Below are 22,033 nucleotides of genomic sequence, written 5' to 3'. Positions count from 1 at the left end.
GAAAACATGAAAAGAAAATACTCCAATCAGAGAAAGAATCTATGCCAAATAGAGAAATTCTCTTATGAAGTCGTGTTATTCCAAGGAACCGTTCTAGTTTCTATGACTTGGTTTATCGCTTGTAAGACCGATTGTTTTTGTTTTTTCATGGTACTCATAAAGCTTCGTATCTGACAAAAAGATTCTGCGCCTTTCTTACTTCGGAAAGTCCCAGACACTTTCTGTTTTACTTTCGTCATCCGAATATCCCGTTCTGCTTGATTGTTATCAAATGGAATGGCTGGATGTTCTAAAAACGCTAGAATTCTGTCAGAATACTTGACGAAGCGATTCCATAAATTTTGAGAAGGCGTCTGCTTTCCTTTCTTCTTTTGTTTCGTGGAAAGAATCTGTTGTTCTTTCAATATGGATTGATACATAATAAACAGATTCTTTTGCGTCGCTTTTGGCATGGTACCTTCGGATTGCTTTTTCATCGTCAACGCTTGCGTTAGAAATTTCTGCATCTGTTGTGCCCATTGTTCTCCAGTACTATCTATAATTCCTTGTAAATCTCGTAAGAGATGGGCATTACATAAAACGTGACGACAATCTGTATACGCATCATACGATTTCCAACCATCATGCATCGCAATTCCAGAAAAAGATGGCAAGATTTCTCCAGCATCCATTGCTTCTTTTCCACGTTTTTGATGAATATGTTGCAATGTCACCTCCGGTGTACTGGCAGTATGTAACCATTGTGTTTTGTTTTCTACACGCATACCAGTTTCATCAAAATGGACAACAGGAGACTGCAGAATCTTTTCCTTTACTTCTTTTATGAATGGCTGCAATTGAGAAGCGAAAGCCTGTGTATGATTTACCAGGGTTCCTTCGCTTATAGAATGTCCAAAACAATCCTGAAAGAATTCTTTTGTTCGCTTCAAAGAAATGCATTGATAATGCGTTAAATAGGGAATCAGTCTTTTTATATTTGGACCATATTGAACAGGACGAGATACTGTCGAAGGAAATTGGGCTTCTTGGATAGAATGGCAATGTGGGCATTCTTTCTGTTCTACTTTATGTTCTGTCACTTCGATCTGAATAGGTGGTAAGTCATACACTTGGCGAATGCGATACCCTTTTACAGGCTCGTGGTTCAAGGAAGTATGACAACAAGTACAATATGTAGGAGAATGTGTAATCGTATGATCTGGAGTCGCTGTCAAACCAAGAGTATGTCCCTTGTGGCCCAACTGGCCACCCGTTTGACGATGAGACGGTTTGCGCAAACTTTTTGTAACGGGCTTACCCAAACCATCTGTAGAAGGTGGCTTATGACTATTTTTGGAGTTTTTTTTTGAAGCATTTTCTAGTTCTTGTATACGTTTTTCTAACTTAGAAAATGTTTCTTCAAATAAAGAAATAACAGCTTCAGGTCCTTTTTTATATGTATCTAAAATAATTTTTCGATCGACCATAAGATTCACCTCCCCTGTTTGATATACTCAGTATTTACAAATGGGAGGCATATGAAACTAGTAAAATTTAAAAAAGACACCGAAAGGTGGCTGAGTAGTTACAATCATACTAACAGCTATAGTACTCGCTATCGGGCCTCCAATTATAACAGCTAAAATAACAGCTAAGTAGCGCAAATCCAATAGGATGGTACCAACATGAACACCGAAATACATTAGTAATATACCTAATATTCCAGTAAGAATACCTACTACACATTTCTGCCAAAGAGAAAACTCTTCTTTTAACGGCCTATCTCTTAAAAGCTGACCTCCAACAAAAATAAAGGAAAGAATAATTGTTGTATTTACAAATAAGTCCCTTAACATAAAATAATCTCCCTACTTTTCCATCTATCCCCTTCCCCACTTTATTGTATACGAAATCCCTATAATTCCCAAAGTTTTTTGTTTATTTTTTGCTGTTCCACGTGAAACAGCAAAAAAATAAAAAGGGCGAAAACTCGCCCTTCTTCATTAACAACAGCGTGATATTTTTCCACCCTTTGCATTAAATCTTGCTTCTTGTGCCTCAGCAAAAAATTGCTTTTGACATACAACCTCTTCTTCAGGATGATGCTTTTTCATATGCTCCACATATACTTCATAACTTGGTACCCCAACGAGCAAACTAATAAAGCGTTTTCTTTCCCCCCATACTTTCCGTAGTCGTTTAAGCATAATAGTTCCTCGACTCACTTTCATCTCTAGAAATATATGCTGCCTCTTTTAGCAGCATCGGCTTATTTCTTAATACTTGAATCCAAATTCGAATTGCAGAAATTAATACAGCGATTACAACTATCATAAAAATCCCGCAAAGCGCTGCATCAATATAATCATTGAAAATAATTTGCTTCATTTGAGCAACATTTTTAGCTGGTGCTAACACTTTCCCCTCATCTAATGCTCCCTGGAACACCTTTGCATGAGATAGAAATCCTATTTTAGGGTTTTCATGAAATAGCTTTTGATAACCCGCCGTCATCGTTACAATAAGCAATCCAACAGTTGGAATAAGTGTCACCCAAACATATGCCTTTTTCCCCATTTTGAACAAAATTGTCGTTCCAAGTAATAATGCAATACCTGCTAACATTTGATTTGCAATACCGAAAAGTGGCCATAATGTATTAATTCCACCAAGCGGATCTACTACCCCTTGGTACAAAAAATAACCCCATCCTAATACACATAACGTTGTAGCTATTACATTTGCTAATGTAGAATCTGTTTTCGCAAACGGCTTATATACATGCCCTAAAATATCTTGAATCATAAATCGTCCTACACGCGTTCCTGCGTCAATCGTTGTTAAAATAAATAGGGCTTCAAAGAGAATAGCAAAATGATACCAGAATGCCATCATCGCCGTTCCACCTATTACTTGTGAGAAAATATATGCCATACCTATCGCTAACGTTGGTGCGCCACCTGTACGTGATAAAATTGTTTGCTCTCCAACATTTACAGCAAGTTCTTTTAGTTCATTTGGTGTAATAGCAAATCCCCATGAAGAAATAACTTGAGCTGCCTGCGATACATCCGTACCAATAAGTGCTGCCGGACTATTAATCGCAAAATAAGTTCCTGGTGTTAATACACAAGCTGCAATCATTGCCATCGCAGCTACAAACGACTCCATTAACATTGCTCCGTAACCAATTGGCTGTGCATGTCCCTCTTGTTCAATCATTTTTGGCGTCGTACCTGATGAAACAAGAGCATGGAATCCAGAGACTGCACCACAGGCAATCGTAATAAATAAGAACGGGAATAAATTACCGGAGAAAACAGGACCTGTTCCATCAATAAATTGCGAAACTGCTGGCATTTGTAAATCAGGTGCTACAATTAAAATACCAATCGCCAATCCAACAATTGTTCCAACTTTTAAAAATGTACTTAAATAATCACGTGGTGCTAATAACATCCAAACTGGTAATGCAGATGCAATAAATCCATATACAATAAGCATAATAGCAATTGTTTCGCCACTAAATGTGAACATACTTGCAAGTGTTGGATTTTCTGCTACATACTGTCCTCCAATAAGAGATAAAATAAGTAGGATAATACCAATTACTGACCCTTCTCCAACACGACCAGGCCTAATATAGCGCATGTAAACTCCCATTAAAATAGCGATGGGAATCGTTGCTGCTATCGTAAACATTCCCCAAGGACTTCCAATCAGTGCCTTTACTACGACTAACGCTAATACTGCTAATAAAATAATCATAATTCCTAAAATACCTATCATTGCAATTAGTCCTGTAACAGGCCCAATCTCATCCTTAATCATTTCTCCTAACGATTTACCATTACGTCTCATCGAAGCAAATAAAATGACAAAATCTTGGACAGCCCCCGCAACAACTACCCCAACAATAATCCAAATGGTCCCTGGTAAATATCCCATTTGTGCTGCTAAAATCGGTCCTACTAAAGGTCCCGCCCCAGCAATCGCTGCAAAGTGATGTCCAAACAATACCCACTTATTTGTTGGAACATAGTCTTTCCCATCGTTTAATGTATGGGCTGGTGTTTGACGATTATCATCTAAATTAAAAACCTTTCTCGCTATAAATCTACTATAAAAGCGATAAGCAACTGCATATACACATACAGCAGCTACTAAGAGCCATACAGCATTAATGGTTTCACCTTGTGATAAAGCTATTACCCCAAAAGCCCCTGCTCCTACTGCTGTAATAACGCCCCAAAGTAAAATCGATTTCAATGTCTTCACATACAATTCCCCCAATACTATTTCTTAGTGGAGATTGTACTAAATTTTCTGAATATTTAACTTGAATCCTCCCTATCATGAAGGATTTTCAGTTTATCATGTTAAAATACTCTCATTACCTACTATAATTCAATGTTATTTCGAAGGCGTTTTACATAATTACGACTGACTGGAATCGGTTGCTCATCATACCTATCTAAATACAAATTATACGTGCCATTATAATAAGGTTTCAGTTCTTTTACATATGACATATTAATTAAATAGCTTTTATGCACACGTAAAAAATCATATGCATTTAGCTTATTTTCTAATTCCTGAAGTGTATATGTTGAAATATACTGATTATTCGTTGTGTAAATTGAAACAGTTTTATTTTCTTTATTTTTACTTACATATACGATATCTTCTGGAAGAATATATCGTATACCCTCTTGACTTTCTATCGGTAGTTTCCGCAAATAACTCTTTGCTTTCTCACCTTGTTCTTTACCTATTTTATATAAAAGAAATTGTAAATCTTCTTCACGAAATGGTCGTAATAAATAATAAAATGCTTGGAAACGAAAAGCTGTAATAGATTCCTCTATGTTTTCACCTACAAAAATAAATTTTGTATAGCAATTTATTTCTCGTAATAAACTTGCATATTCAAAACCAGTACCATCTAGTAATTTGGAACTTAAAAAAACAAAGTCTGGTATATGTTTTTTCATCATAAATAAAGATTCTGTTCCTGTCTTTGCTTCAAAACATTCTACATTTCTCATATTTTCAGTGAAATTTTCAGCTAACTCTCTTCTCTCTTCTGCCTCTTCCATGATCAGTAAAATTTTCATTTCTTCAACCACCTAATTCTTTGTCCATATGTCCTGCTGTATACATTCGCTTTTATAAGAAATAATCCCTTTTTCTTACTATACCATTATTTATCTAAAAAAACAGAAAAAAGGAAACCACTTCGGTTTCCTCTCCCCCTTTATCCTACATTAACTGCCTAGAAAGAGCGGAGTAGTGTAGGGTAATAAACGGTCAGGGCTACGTTTAAAATTTCACTTTATACTAATTCTCGTTGCTTCGTTTCCTGTCCAAGTATTACTACAGCGAATACACCAATTAAAATTGATCCGCAGAAAATCGTAAATATTAGTGATAGTGAAGCTTCTGAGGCAACTAAATACCCCACTAATAGTGGCCCAAGAATACCACCAATACGCCCAAATGCTGCTGCCATTCCTGCACCAGTACCACGAATAACCGTCGGATACTGTTCAGGTGTATAGGCGTATAATGCTCCCCAAGCACCTAAGTTAAAGAAGGATAGTAACATACCTGCCACGATTAATACTGTTAATGAATCCGCAACCCCAAACAAATAGGCACTGCAAGCTGTCCCGATTAAATACGTAACCAACACAAATTTACGACCGAGACGTTCAATAAACCAAGCAGCGGTGAAATATCCTGGAAGTTGAGCTAATGTCATAATAAGTACGTATTGGAAACTTTTTATTAAACTAAATCCTTTTAGCACCATTACACTCGGTAACCAAAGGAACATTCCATAATAAGAAAAGACAACACAAAACCATAGAATCCATAGCATAATTGTTGCTTTACGATATTCCCCAGACCAAACTGATTTTATATTTTCAATAACAGATGGTCTTTTTTCAACTTTTTGGAACCTTGGGGAATCCGGTAAATTCCATCTTAAATATAAAGCATATAGTGCTGGAACTGCACTCAATACCATCGCAATTTCCCAACCATATTTAGGAATAACAAAATACGAGATAAGGGCTGCAATTAGCCATCCACCTGCCCAAAAACTTTCTAATAACACAACAATTTTCCCACGCTCATGCGCTTCAACACTCTCTGATACTAGTGTAGAGGCAACCGGAAGCTCTCCGCCAAGCCCCATACCAATTAAAAAGCGTAAAACGAGAAACATCGCGAGTGTCGTTGTTAATGCAGTTAAACCACTACCGATAGAAAATAATAATAATGTAATAATAAAGACTGATTTTCGGCCTATTCTATCTGATAGTATCCCAAAAATAAGCGCTCCTACTGCCATACCGATTGAGTTAATACTGCCTATCCAGCCCATTTCCTGGCTCGTTAATCCCCAATCCTTTTGCAAGGCTACCATTACAAATGAAAGCATTCCAACATCCATTGCATCAAATAGCCATCCAAGTCCAGCTATACCAAGTAGTTTGCGCTTCGAAATTTCTTTTACCTTGCCCACTAGAAGTCCTCCTCACACAGGTGTCTTTACACATCATTTTACATGTGTGAATTGTATAAGTAAAATACTTTTGTGTAAAAAATTCTCCTTCATCATTCCCAAAAAGTAAAACGTCTATCCCGATTGGTGAGGGCTAATAATCAGTAGGGATGACTCACTGATTAAAGTTTCACTTCATTAAAAATGAATAAATAAAAAAAAGTAGCGATATTTCGCTACTTTTTCGAACGCATTACTTCTTTTAAAAATTCCGCTAATACTAACTGACGACGCCAGCGTGTTGGATTACTGCATAATCTATAAAACCACTCTAAATGAATCGCTTGAATCCATTTTGGTGCACGTTTTACCTCTCCAGCCCATACGTCTAAACTTCCACCCACTCCAACAGCCATTTTCGTTTCTAAACGATGCTTATTGTTTTGGATAAAGTTCTCTTGTCTCGGGAAACCGAGTGCAACAAGTAATAAATCTGGTTTTGCTTCTTGAATGCGAGAAATAATATTCTCTTCGTCTTCTTGTTTGAAATAACCATCTTGTGTACCGGCGATGGATACAGCTGAATATGTCTTTGTTAAATGATCTGCTGCAGCTTGTACAACATGCGGCTTTGCACCTAATAAGAAAACAGATACTGGTTTACTATCTTCTGATAACTTCGCAAGTAAATTACACATTAAATCAAAACCTGCTACACGTTCTTTTAAAGGTGTACCAAGCATGCCGCTTGCCTTTACAACCCCAATACCATCAGGTGTAATTAAATCTGTATTCAATAATGTTTGATAGAACTTTTCATCCTTTTTTGCGCACATAACAATTTCAGGGTTTGCTGTTACTACCTGAAACGTATGAGTTCGCTCCGCTTCTAGTTGTTCTTTTAAATATTTGACCGTTTCATCCATTGTCATTGTAGAAAAAGGAACGCCTAGAATATCAACTGTTTGTACTGCCATAGTTAACTATCCTCTCTATCATTACAAGTTTTTCGCTATTAATTGCTTATATGTTTCCTTTGTATCTTCATATAGTTTTTGAAGTGAGAAATTCATAGTAGCATGCTCATAAATATGTTTACCCATTGCTGCTAATTCTCCAGTTTTCCACTTATCATACGCTTCTTCTAAAGCTAATGCTAATGCCTTTCCATCATCTGTTGGCACAATCCATCCGTAAGTTTCATCTACGATTAATGGTTCAATTTCTCCAGCCCTAGTCACAATTGATGGTACGCGTTGATTTGCCGCTTCTAATAAAACTAGTGGGAACCCTTCACTATGAGAAGTTAATAAATTTACATGTGACGACGCAAATAATTGTTTTACATCTTGACGATGTCCTAAAAACTCTACTTTATCGTTAATCCCTTTTTCAGTAGCTAATGACTTTAGATTTTCTTCTAATGGGCCATCGCCAACTAATAATACTTTAATTTTCTCCAATTTTGTTTGTTGTAACGCATCGAATAAAACTTCATGTCCTTTGACAGGATGTAATCGCGCTACTTGGATTGCCGTAAATACATCTTCAGCAATATTGAACATTTCTTTTTTATTATAGCCTTCTGCTTTTTCCTTATCGTATTCAATTCCATTATAAATAACATGCATCTTTTCATTTGAAATCCCTAATGCTGCCAGGCTTTTTTTCAATCTATTTGTTACTACGAAAAATAAGTCTATATTTTTTAAGGCTTTCAAATTTAATTTCGTAAAAATCCAACCTTTTAAGCCCTGTTTAGTAAAGTCTTGAAATGGATCACTATGAATAGTCGTTACCCATTTTGCCTTTATTCTCTTTTTCATTAAAGAAACATAGAAATTAGCCCTAGGACCATGCGTATGAACTACATCAAATTTTTCTTTATTAATAAATTCACTTATATTCTTTAAAATGGATAAATCATAGCGCGATTTTTGTGAAAACACATGGACTTTTATCCCTAATTCCCTTGCTTCCTTCGCAACAATTCCATCTTCAAATACTGCTAATTCTACTTCACCAGTTGGAAACTGATCGAGAAGTGAAATAATATGTGTTTTCCCTCCCCCATCTTCTGCTCCTGCATTCATATGCAATATTCTCATGTTTTTTCCTCCTTTAAATCCTTGCTACGTTTCCAGCTATTTTTATTTTACTGTACTAAAAAATAAAAGCTAACAAAAGTTAGCTTTTATTTTTATCATTCAATTTCTAGGTCTACTATTAGATAAGCTAGCACCACTACAAAGTAAATCCCAACTCCTGGTGCTGTTAAAATATGTCCTGCAATATAAGCAATACCTAACGCTAACAATAAGCTTGCTGAAATCATTCCATATTTTATATTAAATATGTCCTTAAATCTCTTAGCAAATGCTAGTAGAATTCTTAGCCCGTAATAAATAAATGGAATCATTAGTAATACAAAGCCAATAATCCCGAAATCATAAAACCAATCATGGAAGTCCATTTCAATTAATTTTGGATCTGGTTGCTTTTGTTCATTGTATTTAAAGTTACCTGCATAACCCATTCCTAATAACTTTTGTGACACTGGCGCTTCTTTAAAGAACTGCTTATGTCTTTCTTCATATACTTGACGTCCACTGAAAATAAGGTTTTCTTGATTTTCTTTCTTTTGCTCTTTCTCAAGTTCTTTCTTAACTTCTACTTCTATCTTCGCTTTTTCTTCTGGTTTTTCAGCCTTATGGTGCTTTTCTTCTTTTTCTTTAAGTTCTTGTTCTTTTTTCAGCTTATCTTTAATTTCTTGTTCTTTTTGATCTTGTTGTGCTACATTTTGCTCTGTTAAATAGTTATTGTGAATACCCATATTTTGCGCTAATGGTGTTTGTTTAAACGTCCCAACTACACCGGCTAATAGGATAATAGCAATTACCGCGTTAAGCGCAAGAGCTTTTTTATTCGGGTTTTTTCTATCAAATAATAATTGTAGTACAATGATTCCGATTGCTGCCGCTAACGTAACACCAATTGAACCCATTCCTACTTTCGTACCAACTTGAATTAAAGAATAAATCATTAAAATTGATGGAATCCAATATAAAACGTGCTTCACGCTTTTTGTTTTTTGAATAGAATATAGTACCACAATAGGGAAAATAATAGCTAAGATTGAACCTAGTTCATTCCCTGCATAGAACCAACCTCGAGAACCAACCTTCATCCATTCATAACTACCAAAGTCAGTAGATGTTGAAATAGAAATAACCATAATTGCATTAATGATTAATGTAGAATATACAATACTATTTCGAACCTTATCACTAATATTAACTGTCTTTTTCAATGATTTTAAAGCTAAAATGTATGACCCCAGCATAATATATATATATAATGCTTTCGCAACGAATTTAACTTCTTCACTAAGTACAATAGGATCCTTAACTAGTTTATTATTAATAAATCCTACCCCTAAAACTCCGGCTAATAATATAAGATAAATTAAAAACTTTCTATTTTCCTTCTCTTTTGCCTGAATTAAAATGTAAATACCACCAACAGCCATAATAAGGAATCTTACTAAAATTCCAACGGTAGCATTTGACTTTAATAAAGTGATGCTAAGAGACGTTAATAAATCTAAAACAGGCTGTAAAATAATAAAAAAGAGCAAAAAATGCTCAAATCTAACCCTAGCTTGATTTGCTAACATTCCAAGACCTCCATACAAAATCTTAACATTATCTTTTAATCATAATTTATTATCGTTAAAACACACCTAGCAATTATAACATAACTCATATTTAAATTGAGAACTATTTTTATACCGAAACTAGCCAATCCATCGTAAGTAGTAACTAGAAAATATTATCCTTTAGCTATCCTTCCCTATCTCTATAAAAACTATCTAACACTCTTTCACTTATTATCAGCATTATAGCAAACATTTATTAATCCTTTTATTAATATATAAAATTTAACGGTTAAAAAATGACATTCACTCGGCTACCCTACAACTAAAAATTAACCTTGCTTCGTTTTCCCCTAAACATTTTCAAACGCTTTCTTTATGTATTTTATCCGTTTTTCTACATGTAACGAAAAGTAATTGTTATTTCCAATACTTTAGTGTATATTTTTTCTCTGGAACATCTTTAAGAGGAAGGGATTAAGGCCATGTTATTAATCGATATATTTACGTTTCTTGGCATTATCGCCGCTGCCATTTCTGGTACATTAGTTGGTTTAAAAAAAGATTTAGATTTATTTGGTGTCCTTTGTTTAGCTGTAGCTACTGCGCTCGGCGGCGGTATTATTCGTGATATCATGATTGGTAACCTGCCCCCTGTCGCATTTGTAAAACCCATTTACTTTTTCGTAAGTGTATTATCAGCATTATTTACTTGTATGTTTTTTGAGCGCATCAATAAACTTCAAGTCGTTATTATGCTTTCTGATGCTGTTGGCTTAGGCGTTTTTACAGCTATTGGTGCAAATGCGGCAATGTCACATCATGTTGACGCCTCATTTCTAGTTGTTTCAATGGGAGTCATTACAGGTATTGGAGGCGGTATTTTGCGTGACATTTGTGCTCAAGATATCCCTTACGTATTCCGAAAAGAGATTTACGCAATCGCTTCTATCTTAGGAGCAATTAGCTTCCTAATCACACACGCTATGGGCGCGCACGTATTAGCTTTCTATGTTTGTTTATTAGTAACATTCGTTATTCGTGTCGTCACTGTAATATATAATGTGCATTTCCCTGTTTTCTTTAAAACACATGCTAAAATTAATAAAGGCCATTAAGAGAATTCTATCTAGAATTCTCTTAATTTATATACTATTCTACGAACTAATATAGAGTAATTATATATAAGCATATATAATTACCCTATATTAGTTTTAAAATTGAAAACGTTTTATACACAGGGGGAAGAATGATGCTTGGGGTTTTCAAAAAAAATATTAATAAAACAAACACCAGTATAATCGAATTAAGTAAGGACCAACAAATAACTTTTAATGTACCTACTAATTCTGAACTGAAAATTCAAATGGATATGCTACACATTTCAAAAGAAGATTTACAAGTTGTAAAAGTACTACAGCCTTTTATTTATGCAGAAATTGATTGGATTACTGAAAAATTCTATGCCAACATTACAAAACAACCTAATTTAATTACTATTATTGAACGTTACAGCTCTATTCCAAAACTAAAGCAAACTTTAAAAACACATATTAAAGAATTATTCAGCGGCAATATGCATGAAGATTTTATTGAACAGCGTGTTAGGATTGCCAAACGACATGTACAAATTGGCTTACATCGAAAATGGTATACTGCTGCTTATCAAGAATTATTCCGCTCTATTATGAAGATTTTGCAAACAAAAATAACAACAATCGATGATTTTTCCTATTCTATAAATGTCATAAATAAATTATTCACTCTTGAACAAGAACTTGTTCTTGCAGCTTATGAATCTGAATATGAAAGAATGCAAAAAGAGCATGAGAAAGAAAAAGAACTAACTGCTATGACAATTACGCATATCGCAACAGAACTAGCTGCTGTATCTGAAAAGACAAGCTCTTCTATTCAAAAACTAACCGCTAAGTCTGAAACTATTGTAGAGATTGCTAAAACAGGTACATCATTAGCTACAACATCTGAAGAAAAAGCGAATAAAGGGAAAGAACAATTAAACCAGCAAAACAAACGAATGGGATCTATTCAAATGAATATGGAAACGATTATTACAGATACTCATGAACTTCTCGATATTTCTAACAAAATTAACGAAATCATAGATATCGTTAAATCGATCGCGGAGCAAACAAATTTACTCGCACTAAATGCTGCTATCGAGTCTGCACGTGCTGGAGAATTTGGGAAGGGGTTTTCTGTTGTTGCTGGTGAAATCCGAAAATTATCAGAGCAAACGAAAGAATCGATATTTAACGTTACAAAGCTCGTCGAAAAAACAAATGAACAAATTACCCGTGTCTCGTCTTCCGTGAAACAAATTAGCTCTCTCGTATCGGAAGGAACGGATAGTATGTCGGCAACAGATCGATACTTCCAAGAAATTGTAAAAGATATGTCTAACTCAAAAGAACAGAATAAGAAAATTGAACATGAGCTACAAGCTATTTCACAAGTCATGAAAGGAATTCAAGATGATTCCTCACAAATGGCTCTAACAGCCGATAATTTGCAACTAGAACTAAATCGATAAGACAAAATTCAGGTCAGGCATACTTTTCATCTGCACTGACTACTAAATTTCATCTTCCATCAAAAAAAGAATCCAGAATGGATTCTTTTTACTTTCTGAAAAATATTTTTTGACAATACACATAACTCATATAAACACCAAAGCTCTGCAAAATAAACAATGCCGGCATAATTACATTGTAATATGCCATATCTACTTGGAAGAGCTTTAACAATACGTAGCCACTAATTAAAAATAAGAACAACATATATCCCTCATTTTGTTGTTTCTTAATTAGGAAGTGTAATAGAGCTATAGTCATAAACAATGTTACGGCTATATATATCAGTTTTTCACATTTGAAAAGAATAGAATTTATCCCCTCCTCTGAAAACTGATTTATCATCGGTTCTAAAAGTTTAAATCTTTCTCCCTCAATCTCTTTTAACTTTTGATCAATATGCTCTGTTACACTTTGATTTTTCGATATTTTTTCCTCATGTTGCGTTTTTCCAATTAAGACAGATTGAACATACGTCTCATTCGCAATCGTATATTGTGACAGTCCCATTGTCTTAATTCCATAATTCACACTAAAATGAGCACTATAAAATAGAATAAGTATCCCTATCATCTTTAGTAACACTTTTTGTTTCGTTGCTGATTGAAACACTTCAATTAATAATATATATACCGTGATAAAAATAGGAAGAAATAATCCCATTGGGAAAATCATATTACTAAATGCAAATAAAATCGCTGAAAACAACCACATATAAGGATGATCTAATCCGTTATATAAAAGTATGTAACAAGCAAAATAAAATAAAAATATTGCAAGTGACTCAGGAGTTAATACGGAACTCATGAATATATTTGGAATATACAGAGCATAAAATATAGAAGCAATACGCCCGCATTCTTCTCCAAAAACCATTGCCGCAATACGATAAATAAAAAATGCGGTTCCTGCGCAAAATAACACATTAAATAGTTGTAAAGCGAATAATGTATCACCAAATATACGAATAATTACTGACTCATATATAATAAAAGGCAAATGAGTTACAGTCCCTATATTATTACCAATTGCAATCTGCTTTGCAGACTCATACATCACTTTCATATCACCAATTATTGGAGCATCTACAAATAACAGCATACTAAATCTCACAACTATAGATATACTTATAAGAAAAATAAGAAATTGTTTATCTGTAAAACGATATTGTAGGATTGATGCCACTAACAAAATGAGTATGACGAAAATTGCCAGTATGATTGTTACACTTGTTGTACTTCCTCCAAAAAATTGCTTACTTGTCTCAAATGCTGCCCAACAACTATAAACAAAAAATGCGAGCATCGCACCGATCGTAATTTTATTGAAGAAAGATGAAAAATTTGTTTGTATATGATTCATATGTCCATTGCACCTCTATTTCCATTCATAACAAAACGATTCTATCATGAATGGGTACATGGCTGATAGGGAATTTCTATGATAAATACATAGTCATTACTTTTTTACTTGCAATGTAAGCGAATCCTCTTTTACACTACATTTTAGATAAAATAAATTTTCTTTCAGTTATATGAATACAAATACAGAAGTTTAAATCATTCTCTTTTGGAATACACTTTACTTCATTAAATATCTAATATGAGTACTCCGCTTACACATATTATTCTGATTGAAAACAGACTATAGGGGCTGAATATATGGAAAAGAAATTCATGCGAGAATCTAAAGCAATTAAGACAACACGTGTTTTTCCTAACGATTTAAATAATCACCAAACACTTTTTGGAGGGAAATTATTAGCAGAAATTGATAGTATTGCTTCAATTGCGGCTGCAAGACATAGTCGTAAACATTGCGTAACAGCATCTATTGATTCAGTTGATTTTTTAACTCCAATTCACCAAGCTGATTCTGTTTGTTATGAAGCATTTGTATGTTATACAGGGAAATCTTCAATGGAAGTTTTCGTAAAAGTAATCGCAGAAAATTTATTAGCAGGCGAGCGTAGAATTGCTGCTACTTGCTTCATTACATTTGTGGCGATAAAAGATGGAAAACCTTCGTCCGTACCACAAGTACTCCCTGAAACTCAGGAAGAACATTGGTTACACACAACCGGTTTAGAACGCGCGGAAAACCGAAAAAAGGGACGTTTAAAAAGTAAAGAGATGGCTGAAGTTTTAACTTTAAGTAAGCCTTGGAATATTTAACATAATCTTCTCATCATACATGCACAGGTCCTTCCTTGCATGTATTTTTTATTATAAAAAATACTATCGCTTGCCTTTGTATCAGTGGCTTCCTCCTAAAATCACCCATCAGTTTTTCCTTTATTTTCTTATACTTTTAATGGTATATTAAGTAAAGTTGTTTATAAATAACCATAATATAGTTAAATATGTAAGGGGTGGTGCGGTAATGTCTATCGAGGTACCAATTTCAATACCAAAAACTTTGATTATTATTCCAGCCTATAATGAGGAAGAAGCAATTGCAGATACATTAACAAGATTACTAGAACTAAAACAACATTTTACAGCGTTAAGCATTTGCGTTATTAATGATGGCTCACAAGATAAAACAGCTCAAATCGTAAAAAATTTCCCTGTTCATCTTATTAATCTACCATATAATCTGGGCATCGGTTCAGCTGTACAAACTGGCTATAAATACGCATATGAGAATGGATATGATATTGCAATTCAGTTCGATGCTGATGGACAACATAATCCGGATGATTTATACAAAATTATACAGCCTATTGCTGAAGGCCAATGCGATATGGTGCTAGGTTCACGTTTTACAGAAAAAACAGCTTATAAAGGTAGTATTTCAAGAAGAATCGGTATTTTTTATTTTACTGCCCTACTGAAAGTGTTAACGAAACAAACATTTATGGATCCAACTTCTGGATATCGTGCTATCAATCGAGAAGTAATTACAATTTTTGCACACAATTATCCAAAAGATTATCCAGAACCAGAAGTTCTTATTCATTTAAAAAAGAAAAAACTTCGCATTAATGAGATATCTGTAAATATGCAAGAGCGACAAGGTGGACAATCTTCCATCACACCTCTTAAATCTGCATATTACATGATTAAAGTAAGCCTTGCTATATTGATGCAAAAAATCGTGAAAGGTTGATAGTGAATGCATATAATTACCTTTTCATTCATCTTTATTTTGTTATTATTCTTCTTAATTATTAATTCTATTCGTCGCGGGGCTTTAGAAACAAAATATGCTATTTTGTGGATTTTTGTTTGTGTTGCAATGGCTATTTTAAGTTCTACTGATAAAATTATAAATTGGATTGGAAAACTATTAAAAGTAGAATATCCACCATCCATCTTATTCTTATTTGGATTATTATTCTGTTTCATCTTAATTTTTGACCTAACAAGAAAAATTTCTAAGCTACACCATCAACTTGTAACATTAACGCAAGATTATGCATTATTAAAGCAAAAATTAAAAGGAACGCAAACTAAAACAGATAGCGAATAATTTTTTACATTCAAATATTATATTATACAAAAAAAGCACCTTAATTCTTCTACGAATCAAGGTGCTTTTTCATTGCAAACTATTTGTTTCTAATTAATAATTTACTAATTTTCATAACCGTTGCTACAGTTCCTACTCCAATTATAATAAATAAAAATGGAATTAATGGTAATGCATATCTTTCATATGCGGCATAAAAACAAGTTAAAGCTGTTTGCAGTAAAAGGATTGACCATAAAAATGTAGTCTCTCTCCACCTTTTTAAAAGGAAGATAAATGAAAGTATTGTACATATTAAAAACATCGTCTTAATAAAATTATGTATTTCATTCATATCCTTTGCAGAAACATTGAATACTTCAATATTATGCTCTATAGAATAATACGGTTTTTTCCACATAATTTCTGGCTTCAAGATTAAATAACTCTCTATCATGGAATTCCTATCTCTGTTCCACCATTCTTTCATTTTATCTTTCGCTATTTTTTCTTCTAATTCCATAAATTCATGTGCTTCTAGGTTAGGGTACTTTGCGTGTAATTCTACTTCAAGTTCTGCCATATTCTTACCTTCTGGGTAACCTTTCCCTTGATACGTTCCCAGTAATAACGGATTCCCTGCCCCAGCAGTTAGTGGAATAAACTTATCAAATTGAATATAATTGCGGGCCCACCATGGTCCAAGTACGATAAGTCCTATTCCTACACTTATAATCGCTTGCTTCATCATAATGCGGAATGGATAGCGCTTCATTAAGAGATATATAAATAATGGTATTGGATATAAAGCAACTTGTACGCGTAAGTACAATGCTAAAAAGTAGAAAATTAATACAATTAGGAAATGTTTCGTTTTATGAGTATCAGCTAATTTTAAACTCCAATATAATAATCCTAATGAAAAGAATAGAAACGGTCCTTCAGTTAAAGTTAAATTTTCCACAACAATCTCTGGAGGATACACAGCTAATAAGAAAGCACCTATTAATCCTGCAGCGGGATTCAATAAATAAGTACCAATCTTATAAGTTAGTAAAATACTAAGTACCCCTAATAGGATAATAATTAATTTAGCTACAAAAAGGCCTTCATTGCCATTTCCAAAAAAGTAAAATACAGTAGCTAAAAACGCTGGAAAACCTGGCATAATATGAATAGTTGGTTTATCCGGCTCATGATATGTTAACATTCCTGTTTCCAATAAAATAGTTGCCGTTTTTTGATAACCTAGATCATCGCTAGCTAGAGTCAAATCTGCACCATGTGTTTGTAAAGTTGCAAAACGAAGCGCAAAACCGACTATCATAATAATCCCTAAAAGGATTACATTAGATTTGCGAGTAAATCGCCTTAACATCTCATCTTCTCCCTTCAAATACATAATTTTCAAATTATATTTCTATATTTTTACAAGACAATATATTCTATAATAAATACTTTTTATACAAAGTACAATAATAGAAAGTTGATTTACAAAGTTTATATGCGTTAAACTGATACAGATGTTCTTGTAATCTTCTTCCTTTCAAAAGGCTTGTATATATGGTGCAAGACATAAAAAATTTGAGGAGATAAAAATTCTATGATGGAACAAAAACAACTTGTTTCTGTTGTCATACCCCTGTATAACACAGAAAAATATATTGAAGAAACGATGCATTCGATACTGGATCAAACATATAAAAACATTGAAATTGTAATTGTAGATGATGGAAGTAAAGATCAATCACCTTCTATCGTAAAAAACCTTGCAGAAAAATATCCGGGTCAAGTAAAGTACGTTCACCAAAAAAACCAAGGTGTTTCAGTAGCTCGTAATACAGGGATTGAAAATGCTAGCGGAGAATACGTCGCTTTCCTTGATAGTGACGACTTATGGCATCCAACTAAAATTGAGAAACAAATCGAGAGTATGCATAAAAACAACATGGACGCGTGCTATTGTGGTTATATGAATTTCTACGAAGAAACAGGCGAAAAGGTTGAGCATACAACAAACTTTATTAAAGGTGATATGGCAAAAGCATTCTTAACACACCAAGTTGTTGCTCAAACAAGTACTTGGATTTTCAAACGCTCTATCGCAATGAATCATAATATCCGTTTTACACCAGGATGTAGCTGGGGAGAAGACTTGGAGTTTTTATTTAAACTAATGAGTGTGACAAATGTATGCTATGTCGATGAATATTTAACATATTATAGAATCTTATCAGAAGGAAATCTTTCTTCTAAATATAAAGATTACGAATTAAAAACAACTAAAGAACTGGAAGTATTCAATCGTATGAAAGACTGGGTACATAATAAATCTCAAGACTTCATTACGAAAGACCCTCAGTCACTTATTGAGATTCTTGAGACTTATTTATTCCCTTATACGGTTATCAATAATGCTTGTATATACATTAAAGAAAACTCTCAATTAAATAATGCCCAAGTTCAATTAATCAAAAAAGATATAAAGAAATATTGCCGTAAAATCTATTCAAAAAACGGAAAGCGTAGTAAAAAACTATATGCAATGCTTTGGTTTGTACGAATTAAATTTCTGTTTTCTTAAACTGAAAATATAGTACTCACCTGTTATGAAGTGACCTTTGTCAATAGTTTTTCACCCATAATATTTTTCTTGATGGCATACAAAAGCTTCAGAAATAAGATCTATCGACAGTTAACCACTCTGTTATTCGTGGATTGGTTACCTCAGGTTAATGGTTCGTCGTTAGGCTCTTATAATCTCACTGCGTGGATCACACCTTTTCAAATTCTAATAAATAGCTTGTTTATCAGAATTTCAGCCATGCCAGAAGAGGTGAGTCATAGATAGCCAGACCTGTAATTCACTATCTCTGAAGCTCATCTATGCCATCAATTGATACCTTTGATTTCTAACTATGAATCAATCAACTTCATATCCTTCCCTCTTTATTTTCGGTGAATTTTACCTGTTTCTAATCCCCATATAAAACACCCCAGTTCTCTTGCGATAGCTGTAACGGCAACATTTCTAGGCTTCCCTTGATATATCATGCGATAATATTTTCTTTGTAACCTTTCTACAGCCTGATCCGCATAAGCAATCACTTCGCTTCGTTGCCCTTTTTGTCTTGCTTTCACTCGCTTCGATTTTAATCCGATTGCTCCTTTTACCAACGCATTTGCACATTCTACAAGAGTAGACCTAACGGTCGAATTTCCTTGTTTTGTAATCGAACGTCGACTGATTTTCTCTCCACTTGAGCTTTCGCTTGGCGTCAATCCTACATAAGCCATAAATGCTTTAGCCGTGGGAAAACGAGTGAAGTCTGCAATTTCCACATGAACAGTCATTGCCGATGTTGTATCTATACCTTTTAAGCATCTTAACTTTGCGATTGGTTCTTCGTACCTTTCACGATGAGATAATTCTTCTAATCTCAAACTGAACCGCTCAATTTTATCGACTAGAACATCATACTGTAATAGGTATTCGCCTAACGTTTCTTTGAATAATCCTTGTAGATCAAGATTCTTTAACCATTTCATATAAGCGATTGTCCAGCTTGATTTCCCTTCATACACATAGCCATGTCTTAAAAGGAATGCTTTTATCTGTTGTTTTATTTTTTTCAAAGATGTTTTAAAATCACCTAACATGCGGATATACTCTTTCACGGCAACATCCTCTTCTTCTGGAACATATACTTCTTTATAGGTGCCATTTGCTAAATTAAGAGCAATCATTTTGGCATCGAATTTATCATTTTTCACCATTTTGTTTTTTGATGAACTGTACATTGTTGTGGGAGCTAAAATATCACAATCAATTCCATTTTGTTCAAGAAGATTATGAAGTGAATACCCTAAACAACCAGCCTCATATCCAGCTTTAATTTTTATATCTTCACCATATTTTGTTTTCAGTTTCTCAACGAATTTTTTTACGAGAGATACATTTGAAGCACATCGTGCTTCTCTTACAATTTCCCCAGTTGTTCCGTGTAGTGCACATAAGCTAAAACTTTCCTTGTGGACATCCATCCCAATATATATTATATTTTCCATAGTGGCCTCCTATTATCATAGGGTATAACCCCATTCATAATGTTTTCATTCATTATTATGGGTTAAAATCCCTGACTTGATAATCTAGGAGGTCACTTCATATTATCTCTCTTTCCGTAAACAAATCAAATTTACAAATAGGACAGACAAAAAAGGTCCTAAAGAATAGAAAGGTTTTTTCCCATGAAAACAAATAAGATTCTTAAAAATGCCTCCTACCTATTTGTAGGAAATATTACTGTTCGATTTGTACTTGCTATCGCGACGATTCTCTTTGCAAGATACGTGTCTCCCGGTGAGTATGGAATGTTTACAACTGCATTAGCAGTTTCCGCTGTTATTTGTTATTTCACAGATGCGGGTTTGACACATACGTTTATGCGTGAAGGAACGAGAAAGGATGCAAATATTAGCGTACTAATCAGTAGTTATTTACGCATTCGTTTCGTATTAGCTGTCGTAATTTCTGTACTCTTCGCTATTTTTGCTCAGTTCTTCTATACGGATGCCTACTTACGCGCCATGGTATATTGGGTTGTATTACCAACAATGTTTGGAGCAACTTTACAAGGCGTTGGAATGGCTTATTTCCAAGTAACAGAACGTATGCAATTTACAGCGATTATTTCTGTACTACAAGGTGTAACAGCCGCTGCTGCGCTTCTACTAGGAATGTCATTGAAATGGTCACTTATGACAGTCGCTGCCATGTACGGGATATCTAGTCTTGTAACAGGAGTCATTGCCTTCATAATGGTACTCCGCCATACGACAGTTCATAAGGGCTGGGACAAAGGGATTTTAGATCAACTGCTGATTTTCACAATCAATGGCATTATCATTATGCTTTTACCGCAGTTAGGCCCTATTATATTAGAAAAAGTTTCGACATATGAGCAAGTTGGATTCTTTGGAGCTGCATCGAAAATACCTGCAGTCCTTTATCAAATACCTGGTGTAATTGCAGCAGCCTTCTATCCAAAGTTATTTGCGTTTGGAAATGAAAAAAATATTGATGAACATAGAAAACTATCTCAGTTTGAATTAAAACTGATGTCTTTCTTAGGAATGGGGATCTCCATTCCATTTATCGCTAATCCAAGCTTTTGGATTGTTACTTTATTAGGTGAAGAATATGCGCCAGCTGGTGATGCTCTTGCCATTTTAGCCTTTATGGTCATTCTACAATCTATTAACTACCCACTTGCTGATAATTTAACGACCATTGGTCAACAATGGAAACGTGCAACAACAATGGGAATCGGACTAGCTGTTGCCGTTATAAGTTACATCGCCTTAGGTAGTCAGTTCGGAATGATGGGAGCCGCTATTGCTGCTATCCTTACCGAGATTACGTTACTAATCGGATTCACTCTATTTGTTCGTAAAGGCTTCTCGTTACTATTTAAAGGGATTATATTCAATACCTTAGCCTTTATAATCAGCTATATTTTATACCGCACAATATTAATTGCCTTACCGCCACTAGTTGCTTTAACAATTACTGGTATATTATACGGTATTATCGGTCTTGCAATCGATCCACAAATACGCGTATTGATTTTAGGATTTATAAATAAAAAGCTGGCTCGAAAATAAATAAAAATAAAAACTTCAAATCAAATTTGAAGTTTTTATTTTTATCTTCTTCACTTAGAAAATGAGCCCTTTTTCAATCTATATCTTAAATTGACTTGCCTTTCTGGAATGATTATACTTGGAAACGAACAGCACTAGATGTCTAACACCTATTATTAAGGTAATTCATAG

At 34.2% G+C, this 22,033-nt stretch carries 18 protein-coding genes and 2 pseudogenes; 8 read left to right on the top strand and 12 right to left on the bottom strand.

Annotation, left to right across the window (positions count from 1 at the left end; translation table 11 throughout):
- Positions 1 to 62 precede the first annotated feature (62 nt).
- The 9 genes and pseudogenes from tnpC to MHI28_RS18505 all read right to left on the bottom strand — a co-directional run bounded on the left by tnpC (position 63) and on the right by MHI28_RS18505 (position 10,169).
- Positions 63 to 1,466, bottom strand: a complete 1,404-nt coding sequence (tnpC, locus tag MHI28_RS18545; RefSeq protein ID WP_100910632.1) for an IS66 family transposase — start codon at positions 1,464 to 1,466, stop codon at positions 63 to 65.
- A 90-nt stretch (positions 1,467 to 1,556) separates the two neighbouring features.
- Positions 1,557 to 1,835: pseudogene (locus MHI28_RS18540) on the bottom strand (LytS/YhcK type 5TM receptor domain-containing protein); the annotation flags it as partial.
- A gap of 147 nt (positions 1,836 to 1,982) precedes the next feature.
- Positions 1,983 to 2,186, bottom strand: a complete 204-nt coding sequence (locus MHI28_RS18535; RefSeq protein ID WP_000919819.1) for a YbdD/YjiX family protein — start codon at positions 2,184 to 2,186, stop codon at positions 1,983 to 1,985.
- Entirely contained in the window at positions 2,179 to 4,257 is a 2,079-nt protein-coding gene (cstA, locus tag MHI28_RS18530) for a carbon starvation protein CstA (RefSeq protein WP_000854306.1), read from the bottom strand. Before cstA ends, MHI28_RS18535 begins: the two co-directional genes overlap by 8 nt.
- 122 nt (positions 4,258 to 4,379) lie before the next feature.
- Positions 4,380 to 5,096, bottom strand: a complete 717-nt coding sequence (locus MHI28_RS18525; RefSeq protein WP_000698256.1) for a LytR/AlgR family response regulator transcription factor — start codon at positions 5,094 to 5,096, stop codon at positions 4,380 to 4,382.
- 218 nt (positions 5,097 to 5,314) lie between these two features.
- A complete protein-coding gene (locus tag MHI28_RS18520; RefSeq protein WP_000521109.1) occupies positions 5,315 to 6,514 on the bottom strand; it encodes an MFS transporter in 1,200 nt (399 codons plus the stop codon).
- A gap of 215 nt (positions 6,515 to 6,729) precedes the next feature.
- Complete coding sequence (locus MHI28_RS18515) at positions 6,730 to 7,470, bottom strand: WecB/TagA/CpsF family glycosyltransferase (RefSeq protein ID WP_000290744.1); 741 nt, start codon at positions 7,468 to 7,470, stop codon at positions 6,730 to 6,732.
- Positions 7,471 to 7,491: 21 nt separating this feature from the next.
- Complete coding sequence (locus MHI28_RS18510) at positions 7,492 to 8,601, bottom strand: glycosyltransferase family 4 protein (protein ID WP_016078221.1); 1,110 nt, start codon at positions 8,599 to 8,601, stop codon at positions 7,492 to 7,494.
- 95 nt (positions 8,602 to 8,696) lie between these two features.
- Positions 8,697 to 10,169 (bottom strand): O-antigen ligase family protein, encoded by a 1,473-nt coding sequence (locus MHI28_RS18505; protein WP_000880759.1) that lies wholly within the window; start codon positions 10,167 to 10,169, stop codon positions 8,697 to 8,699.
- Positions 10,170 to 10,633: 464 nt separating this feature from the next.
- On the opposite strand from MHI28_RS18505, the gene MHI28_RS18500 reads away from it, so the two are divergent.
- From MHI28_RS18500 to MHI28_RS36175, 3 genes and pseudogenes are all read left to right on the top strand, one after another.
- Complete coding sequence (locus tag MHI28_RS18500; RefSeq protein WP_000924371.1) at positions 10,634 to 11,266, top strand: trimeric intracellular cation channel family protein; 633 nt, start codon at positions 10,634 to 10,636, stop codon at positions 11,264 to 11,266.
- A gap of 131 nt (positions 11,267 to 11,397) precedes the next feature.
- A pseudogene (locus tag MHI28_RS36180) lies at positions 11,398 to 11,946 on the top strand (protoglobin family protein); the annotation flags it as partial.
- A gap of 15 nt (positions 11,947 to 11,961) precedes the next feature.
- Positions 11,962 to 12,702 (top strand): methyl-accepting chemotaxis protein, encoded by a 741-nt coding sequence (locus MHI28_RS36175; protein WP_372464371.1) that lies wholly within the window; start codon positions 11,962 to 11,964, stop codon positions 12,700 to 12,702.
- A gap of 88 nt (positions 12,703 to 12,790) precedes the next feature.
- Here MHI28_RS36175 and MHI28_RS18490 read toward each other — a convergent pair whose 3' ends face one another.
- Positions 12,791 to 14,104, bottom strand: coding sequence for an ArnT family glycosyltransferase (locus MHI28_RS18490; protein WP_001015632.1), 1,314 nt, complete (start codon positions 14,102 to 14,104; stop codon positions 12,791 to 12,793).
- 299 nt (positions 14,105 to 14,403) lie between these two features.
- On the opposite strand from MHI28_RS18490, the gene MHI28_RS18485 reads away from it, so the two are divergent.
- The 3 genes from MHI28_RS18485 (at position 14,404) to MHI28_RS18475 (ending at position 16,216) form a co-directional block, all read left to right on the top strand.
- Positions 14,404 to 14,916: an acyl-CoA thioesterase gene (locus MHI28_RS18485; protein ID WP_000412126.1), complete on the top strand. Its 513-nt coding sequence runs from the start codon at positions 14,404 to 14,406 to the stop codon at positions 14,914 to 14,916.
- Between the two features lie 208 nt (positions 14,917 to 15,124).
- Positions 15,125 to 15,853, top strand: a complete 729-nt coding sequence (locus tag MHI28_RS18480; protein WP_000021473.1) for a glycosyltransferase family 2 protein — start codon at positions 15,125 to 15,127, stop codon at positions 15,851 to 15,853.
- Between the two features lie 6 nt (positions 15,854 to 15,859).
- Positions 15,860 to 16,216: a DUF2304 domain-containing protein gene (locus MHI28_RS18475; RefSeq protein WP_000547569.1), complete on the top strand. Its 357-nt coding sequence runs from the start codon at positions 15,860 to 15,862 to the stop codon at positions 16,214 to 16,216.
- A 79-nt stretch (positions 16,217 to 16,295) separates the two neighbouring features.
- Here MHI28_RS18475 and MHI28_RS18470 read toward each other — a convergent pair whose 3' ends face one another.
- A complete protein-coding gene (locus tag MHI28_RS18470) occupies positions 16,296 to 17,573 on the bottom strand; it encodes a glycosyltransferase family 39 protein (protein WP_000946117.1) in 1,278 nt (425 codons plus the stop codon).
- 225 nt (positions 17,574 to 17,798) lie between these two features.
- Here MHI28_RS18470 and MHI28_RS18465 point away from each other — a divergent pair, with 225 nt between their 5' ends.
- Positions 17,799 to 18,779 carry a glycosyltransferase family 2 protein gene (locus tag MHI28_RS18465; RefSeq protein ID WP_000970513.1) on the top strand — a complete coding sequence of 327 codons (981 nt, stop codon included), beginning with the start codon at positions 17,799 to 17,801 and terminating at the stop codon, positions 18,777 to 18,779.
- A gap of 365 nt (positions 18,780 to 19,144) precedes the next feature.
- Here MHI28_RS18465 and MHI28_RS18460 read toward each other — a convergent pair whose 3' ends face one another.
- Positions 19,145 to 20,263 (bottom strand): IS110 family transposase, encoded by a 1,119-nt coding sequence (locus tag MHI28_RS18460; protein WP_277548338.1) that lies wholly within the window; start codon positions 20,261 to 20,263, stop codon positions 19,145 to 19,147.
- Positions 20,264 to 20,446: 183 nt separating this feature from the next.
- Between MHI28_RS18460 and MHI28_RS18455 the strand changes: the two genes are divergently transcribed.
- Positions 20,447 to 21,862, top strand: a complete 1,416-nt coding sequence (locus tag MHI28_RS18455) for an oligosaccharide flippase family protein (RefSeq protein ID WP_000856150.1) — start codon at positions 20,447 to 20,449, stop codon at positions 21,860 to 21,862.
- Positions 21,863 to 22,033 lie beyond the last annotated feature (171 nt).

Origin of the sequence: Bacillus sp. FSL K6-0268 (assembly GCF_038005425.1) — a bacterium.
GTDB classification, from domain to species: domain Bacteria; phylum Bacillota; class Bacilli; order Bacillales; family Bacillaceae_G; genus Bacillus_A; species Bacillus_A thuringiensis_S.
Note: the sequence above shows the minus strand (reverse complement) of the source record. Positions and strands in the feature narration are given on the sequence as shown.